General features: G+C 68.9%; 1 protein-coding gene. It reads left to right on the forward strand.

The window, feature by feature from the left end; all coding sequences use genetic code 11:
• On the forward strand, positions 1–1,472 hold a 1,472-nt coding region (locus tag ACE3O1_RS15670), incomplete at its 5' end, for a glycoside hydrolase family 43 protein (protein WP_374316641.1).
• Positions 1,473–1,539: the final 67 nt, after the last annotated feature.

Consider the following 1,539-nt stretch of genomic DNA (forward strand, 5'->3'; position numbering starts at 1 on the left):
GCGAAGAGAAGTACTTCCTCTACTCCGCCAACGGCGGCGGCTCGAGCAACGTCATCACCGGCGAGAGCCCGCTGGGTCCGTGGACGAGCGAGCGCACCAGCACGCTCATCAACGGCTCGACGCCGGGCGCTGAGGCGGTCGCATGGAAGTTCGACCCCGCACCCCTCGTCGACAAGGACGGCAAGGCCTACCTGTACTTCGGCGGCGGTCCTGCGTCGACGAGCATGCCGGCGGAGGAGCGCTACAACAACCCGAAGAACATCCGGGTGATCGAGCTCGGCGACGACATGGTCAGCACGCAGGGCTCCGCCATGGTCGTCGACACCCCGGTCTCGTTCGAGGCGGCACACGTGTTCGAGCGCCAGGGGAAGTACTACCTGACGTACTCGTCGCACTTCGGCGGGAACGACTTCGGCGGAAACCAGACCCCGCTGCCCGGGTACCCGGGCGGCGGTCAGATCCCGTACATGATGTCGGACAGCCCGACGGACTTCCCCAAGGAGAAGTACGTCGGTCTGCTCTTCCCCAACCAGTCGCAGTTCTTCGGAGCCGGCACCGGTGGCAACAACCACCAGTCGGTCTTCGAGTTCGAGGGCAAGTACTACTTCACGTACCACGCCCCGACGCTGAACAAGCGGATCAACGGGAACACCACGCAGGGATACCGCAGCCCCCACATCCAGGAGCTGAGCTTCAACGCGGACGGCACGATCCAGCAGGTCGTCGGGACGTACGCGGGCGTGGAGCAGGTGCACGACTTTGATCCGTTCCGCGCGTTCGAGGCCGAGACCTTCGGCTGGAGCAAGGGCATCGCGACGCAGAAGGTGGACGGCGGCTCGACGCAGTTCGGCGCGACGGCTCCGAACCTCGTGGTGAAGGACATCGACAACGGTGACTGGACGGCGCTGTCGTCCGTCGCGTTCGGCGACGCCGGCGCATCCTCCCTCACGGTGAAGGTGAAGGCGCTGCAGGCGGGGGCCTCGATCGAGCTCCGCACCGGCAGCGAGTCCGGGCCGGTCGTCGGCACCATCCCGGTGGACGCGCCGACGGGGCAGTGGGCCGAACTCACGGCCGACCTCGAGGGCTTGGAGGGGACGCACGACCTCTTCTTCACCTACAAGGGTGCGACGGGCGACCTCTTCGAGCTCGACACGTGGTCGTTCGCCGAGGCCGCTGCGCCGACGCTGGACGTCTCGGCCGAGGCAGCCTCGCGCTGCGTCTCGGGCAAGTCCGTCCTGACCGTGAAGGTGTCCAACGCCGACGAGGTGCCGGTCAGCGCGTCGGTCGCAACGCCGTACGGCTCGAAGTCGTCGATCGCGGTGGCGCCGGGCAAGTCCGCGTCGACCGTGTTCACGACGCGTCTCGGCTCCGTGCCGGGAGGCGCCGCGGCCGTGACCGTCACGGCCACCGTCGACGGTCAGCCGGTGTCGGCGGTCGTCCAGGCGCCGTACCCGGCGCACAGCTGCGGCTGAACCCCCAGGGTGGCGGCGCCGCGCGGCGCCGCCACCCGCTCCCCGCGGCGGCGCCGCCGCACGACCT

The sequence above is a fragment of the Microbacterium sp. genome (assembly GCF_041909575.1).
Classification (GTDB): Bacteria; Actinomycetota; Actinomycetes; order Actinomycetales; family Microbacteriaceae; genus Microbacterium.